Annotated in this window: 5 protein-coding genes and 1 riboswitch; of the genes, 2 read left to right on the top strand and 3 right to left on the bottom strand. The window is 58.5% G+C overall.

The features are described from left to right. Nucleotides 1–336: 336 nt before the first annotated feature. Entirely contained in the window at nt 337–828 is a 492-nt protein-coding gene (locus AAC083_RS03595) for an RNA recognition motif domain-containing protein (RefSeq protein WP_042036224.1), read from the top strand. A gap of 18 nt (nt 829–846) precedes the next feature. Here the strand turns inward: AAC083_RS03595 and murI are convergent, their stop codons facing one another. The 3 genes from murI to AAC083_RS03580 all read right to left on the bottom strand — a co-directional run bounded on the left by murI (nt 847) and on the right by AAC083_RS03580 (nt 4,766). Further along, the gene (murI, locus tag AAC083_RS03590) at nt 847–1,638 is read right to left on the bottom strand and encodes a glutamate racemase (RefSeq protein WP_108535821.1); all 792 of its coding nucleotides are present in this window, start codon (nt 1,636–1,638) and stop codon (nt 847–849) included. Between the two features lie 129 nt (nt 1,639–1,767). Continuing rightward, on the bottom strand, nt 1,768–3,597 hold the full coding sequence (locus tag AAC083_RS03585; protein WP_108535820.1) for a TonB-dependent receptor domain-containing protein: 1,830 nt from the start codon (nt 3,595–3,597) through the stop codon (nt 1,768–1,770). A gap of 52 nt (nt 3,598–3,649) precedes the next feature. Further along, nucleotides 3,650–3,827: riboswitch (cobalamin riboswitch) on the bottom strand. A 36-nt stretch (nt 3,828–3,863) separates the two neighbouring features. Continuing rightward, complete coding sequence (locus AAC083_RS03580; protein ID WP_042036231.1) at nt 3,864–4,766, bottom strand: LysR family transcriptional regulator; 903 nt, start codon at nt 4,764–4,766, stop codon at nt 3,864–3,866. Between the two features lie 110 nt (nt 4,767–4,876). Between AAC083_RS03580 and AAC083_RS03575 the strand changes: the two genes are divergently transcribed. After that, nucleotides 4,877–5,570, top strand: a 694-nt coding sequence (locus AAC083_RS03575) for a sodium-dependent bicarbonate transport family permease (RefSeq protein ID WP_108535819.1), incomplete at its 3' end; no start/stop codon positions are given.

Below are 5,570 nucleotides of genomic sequence, written 5' to 3'. Positions count from 1 at the left end.
CATCAGGTTGGCGTGTTCCGCCGTGCTGGTAGGGGCGCATTATAGGGAGCGGCTTCGAGATGACAAGACTTTTTTTGAAGAAAGTCACGGAAACTTCAAAATATCCAATTAGAAACAGCTTACTCAGTGTATATATACAGTGTTATCCACAAGCCGATGATTTCAGTCCTGTTTTATCATCATTTAAGTGGGTCTTCCCCCATTAAGGGATGCCATACTGGAATGGATAATGTGTCCCAAGTGGTCCATGGTAGCGCCCGGCTGGAAAGCTGGTTACCATGGAGGTGAATAGAGTGTTGCACCTTTTTTGCTTTCATTTACAAAAGGTCTTTAAAGATGAATTTATCCAAGTTTCCCGTTTATGTGCAGGCGGCCATCCTTGCCCTGGTATTGGCGCTGGTTGGTTATCTGGTTGCCCAAGCTCTGCAGTTTTCTTTGAAAGCCGAAGTGATTTTTGCTGTGGGTCTGGCCATTGGTGGTTTCATCGTGCCGCTGCTTCTTAAGCGGACACCTGCCGCCACGGCAGAGCTGGTCTCCGGCCAAGAGACTTGCACCTTATATGTAGGCAACCTGCCCTATCGCGCCAACGAGATTGCAGTACGCGAGCTGTTTGCCGAACAAGGTCAGGTAATCTCTGTCCGTTTGATGAAGGACAAGGCTACCGGCAAGCGCAGAGGGTTTGGTTTTGTGGAGATGCCCGCTGCCGATGCAGCCAAGGCAATCACGGCACTCAATGACAAGGAGTATCAGCAACGTACCCTCAAGGTACGCGAAGCCAACGACAAGCGGGATAAGGATGAGAGAGAAGGGAGCGAAGTCGACGCCTGATCCCTTGGCGGTAACGAACTAGTACCGAACCTCTTCGAGTGATGACAGCCCCCAAGCTTGCAAGGGGGCTGTCAGTTTTTGGGCTTCTGCATCCAGTCGGGTGCAATAGGCCCTCGCCTGCACCACGGCCTGGGAAGGTTGCCCAGCGACCGCCGCCAGTAGATGGGCCACCCGTCTTGCCACAGCGTCCCCTGAATCCACCAGCTGACATCCTGGCATCAGTTGCCGGATCTCGTCATTGAGCAGCGGGAAGTGGGTGCAGCCCAACACCAGTGTATCCGGCCTTGCCTCTCCTTCCATCCAGTCCATCAGCACCTCCTGCAACAGCGCCATGTTTACCGGCCGTCCCGCCAGCTTGTGCTCGGCTTCGATCACCAGCTCGGTCGTCCCCTTGAGCAACACCCGCTTGCCCGGGGCAAACTGGGTAATAAGGTGGTGAGTATATTCACGGCTGACGGTGCCCGGGGTGGCCAGCAAGCCAATACAGCCATTGAGGGTCAGGGTAGCAGCCGGTTTGATGGCAGGCACCACGCCGACAACCGGAATGGTCAGGGCCGCACGCAAGGACGGCAGGGCTATGGTGCTGGCAGTATTACAGGCAATCACCACCAGATCGATGGCATGCTCGGCCACCATCTGACTGACCAGCCGGGTGCAAGCCGTAATGAGGGCAGCCTCACTCAACTCGCCATAGGGGAAATTGGCGTTGTCGAAACAATAGAAGTAGTTGTGTGCCGGCAGCGCACGGCGGATCTCGCGATAGATGCTCAAGCCACCCATGCCGGAGTCGAACACTAGAATATTGGCCACCTGACCTCCCCCTTTGGTGCAAGGTGGCGATCATACTCCCGCCTGCCGCCAATAGAAAAGGCCCTGCACATGGCAGGGCCTCGCTTTTTCTCTTCTACATATAGCCGCTATATATAGCTGCGCTGGCCATCAGAGGCGGTAGTCCGCCGTCAGTTTGAACTCGGTACCCGCAGATGCGTAACCATAGGCCGGGGTATAGTCACGATCGAACAGGTTGTCGATGCGACCACCCAGAGTGAGCTGAGGCGTCACCCCATAGCTGGCCGCCAGATTGATCAGGGTGTAGGAACCCAGTTCTACCCGCTCTGCCGGGAAGCTGCTGAAGTTCTTGTCATCCCGCTTGCCCACATAAAGCAGTTCGGTTGAAAGATCGACCTGACCCAGCTGTACCTGGGTCAGCCAGCTGACCTTCTGCTTGGCGCGGCGCAACAGTTGCTGGTCGCCATCGTTCTTGTCTTCGGTCTTGGTGTAATCGAAGCTGACGTCGTGATGGAGCGGTCCGGTTTCCAGACCCAGCGCCACTTCCACGCCGCGGATCTCGGCATCCGTGTTGTCAGGCTCGCAGCTGGAGAACGCACTCTGACAGACGATCAGGTTCTGGATCTTGTTGCGATACAGGTTCAACGACCAGTCCCAACCGGTATAACGACCGCTGAAGCCCAACTCCAGGTTCTTGCTCTCCTCCGGTTTCAAATCAGGATTCTCATAACCGGGATAGTAGAGATCGACAAAGGTCGGCGCCTTGAAGCCGGTGCCATAACTCAACCGCACATTGTGGTTGTCATCTATGTCCAGACCACTGGCGGCAGACCAGGTGTTGTGACGGCCATACTGCTGGTTGTCATCGGTGCGACCCGAAAGCTCCCACAGCAGGGCCTGCCAGCGATAGCTGCCCACCGCAAACAGACCCGTGTTGTCGCGATCGGGGGCATTGAACGCCTGACCAGCGCTGCGCGAGTTGGATTTCAACTGCTCCTGCTGCCAGTCTGCACCACCGGTCAGATTGAGCCCCTCGACGCCGCTCCAGCTGTTGATCCAGGAGAAACGGCTCAAGCCGGTGTGGATCGGCTGGGCGCTGGATTCCCCCTTGCTCTCCAGCCAGCTCTTCAGCTTGTTCTCGCCATAACTGGCCTCCAGCCGACTGGTCAGCGTCTCGCTCTGAAACTTGAGACCGCCATCATACTGGAAGGCCTTGACTCGGCTTTGGTCTGTAGTGCCGTCGGTATCTGTCAAGTTGTCATAGCCCTGGGCGTTGAAGTCCGCACTCCAGGCATCATTGAAGGCGTGGTTCAGCCCGATCTGGCCGTGCAGACTGTCGAAGCCATCCCGATCCGGCTGCTGGGCATTGGCCACCACATCGAAACCATCGGTACGCTCATAGCCGATCATCATATTCATGTCGGTCTGCTGACCCAGGGCCTGCACGGTACGCGCCTGACCCTGGCCATAACCATTGCTGCCCACGCCACCTTTAAGGTGGGTCTCGCTGCCATGCTTGGCGGAGGTTTTGGTGATGAGGTTGATAACGCCACCGATGGCATCCGCGCCATAGACAGCCGCGCGAGGGCCCCGGATGTACTCGATGCGCTCGATATTGCCAAGGGGGATCTGGCTGAGGTCTGGCGTGCCGGCCACCATGGCGGCGATAGGACGCCCATTCATCAGCACCAGCGAATGGTTGGAGTTGGTACCGCGGATGAACAGGCTGCTCATGTGCCCTCGCCCACCCAGGGTGGTGATCTGCACACCCGGCAGCGTCTTCAACAATGCCGGCAGGCTCTGCACCTGACGGGCTTCGATCTCGGCGCGCTCGATCACCACAACAGGAGCCAGGACGGAGCTGATGGGTTGTTCCACCCGGTTGGCGGTGATCACCAGGGTAGGATTGACGGGGATGGTGAGCGGTTGGGCGAAGGCAGCCGTTGGCAACAGGGCTGCCACCAATAATTTCTTGGACATGAGAGATCCTTAAGTTCGCGTAAGCATCTACTTCGTGGCCGGTTTCTCTCGGCCCGAAATATGAACTTTGGCAGGTCTTCGGGCTGAGGGGCTGATGGCCTACGGCGACGGCTTCCCACCTGACGGCAGTGCCCTGATGTCACTTCGTTCCCCCTTACCGCTGCGCGCCAGCTCCGGATTTTCACCGGATTCCCTATTAAGCATGATGCGCCAAAGCGGCGGGGATTATAGGCAGAGCCAGATTGGATGTATAGCCATCTAGATTTCTATTTATGCTTTTCCATCTCTACCAGCCGCTGTCTGGCACCTTCTATCACCGCCTGTACACCGGGATGGGAGAGTTGGCGGCCAGCAGATACCAGATAATAGGAGAGCGTGACTTCGGGCAAGGTGGCAAGCAACTCGACGCCATAGAGGCGCTCAATCTCGTCACGCATCGCAAGGGGGGCTGGAAAGATCCCCATGCCCGCCTTGCCGAACGACTTCATCAGGGTCGAGTCGTCAAACTGACCGACCAGATGGGGATGTATGCCCTGCTGGCGATACCAGGCCAGCAGCCGGTCATGGGTGGCCGATTTCTCTCCGGGAATAAGCAGCGGTAACCCCTCCAGCGAGGCGGGAAAGCCATCCCGCGCCCGCGCCGCCAGCGCCGGGCTCGCAAACAGTGCCAGCGGGCTACGCCCCAGTTCATGGTTGTAGCCACGTACGCCGCTGTCCGGTGGCAGTGGGCGATCGATCAGCACCATATCCAGCTTGTGGCGGGCCAGCTCGCTGAATAGCTGCTCGGCCCGCTCTTCATGGCAGATCAGCCGCACCGGCGTCGCCAGCGCCATGGCGGGGGCCAGCAGCTCGAACGCCAAGGTGCGGGGCACGGAGTCGGCAATCCCCACCTGCATGATCAGCTCTTGGCTGGCGTGGCGCAGGGTGTGTTCCAGCTCGGCCCCCAGCGAGAAAATCGCCCCCGCCTGCTCCTGTGCTTGCCGTCCGGCGACGGTCAGCACGAGGCGTCGACCCACTCTGCTAAACAGCGCGACCCCGAGGGAGATCTCCAGCTCGGCGACCTGACCGCTGATGGTTTGCGGCGTGAGATGAAGCTGTTGCGCCGCCTGCGTCACGCTACCGCAGCGCGCCACATGCCAGAAGTAGTAGAGCTGTTTGTAGTTGAGCATGCCATCCCTTATCAGTTTTTACCGAACAACCATCAGTCACAATCTGATTTTATCGAAACATCGCGGGCTCTAGCATGCAACCATTATCTGCACTCCTCCTGCGAGCCATCATGCTGGATGTCGTTGTTCTCTTCTTTCTATTCGGGCTGCTGGCCGGTCTGGTGCGCTCCGAGCTGAAATTACCGCCCGCGCTCTACGATACACTCTCCCTTTTCCTGCTGCTGGCCATCGGCCTCAAGGGCGGCGTCGGTCTGGCCCAGCAATCTTTGCTGCCCCTGCTGCCACAGCTGGCGCTGGTAATCCTGCTTGGCGTGATGCAGACCCTGCTCGGCTTTGCCGTGCTGCGCATCAAAATGAACCGGGTGGATGCCGCCGCTACCGCAGCCCATTACGGCTCGGTCAGCGTGGCCACCTTTGCGGTCGGGGTGAACTGGCTGACCGAACGGGGTATCGGTTTTGAATCACAACTCTCTATCTTCCTCGCGGTGATGGAGATCCCGGCCATCCTGGTGGGGATAGTGCTAGCCCGTGGCATCAGCCGCGAAACTCGCTGGCGCATGCTGGCTCACGAATCTTTCCTCGGCAAGGGAGTGACCCTGCTACTGGGCGGTATGGCCATCGGCTATCTGGCAGGCCCCGATGGCGTTGCCCCGCTCAAACCGCTGTTCGTCGACCTGTTCAAGGGAGCGCTGGCACTGTTCCTGCTGGAGATGGGTCTCATCGTCGCCCGCCAGTGTCAGGACTTGCGCAAGCATGGCTTCTTCCTGCTCGGCTTCGCGCTGTTGATGCCGCTCGCTTCAGCGG

The sequence above is a fragment of the Aeromonas sp. HMWF014 genome, assembly GCF_963878295.1.
GTDB lineage: Bacteria > Pseudomonadota > Gammaproteobacteria > Enterobacterales > Aeromonadaceae > Aeromonas > Aeromonas popoffii.
The sequence above is the reverse complement of the archived record's forward strand: the minus strand, read 5'-3'. Positions and strand labels throughout refer to the sequence as shown.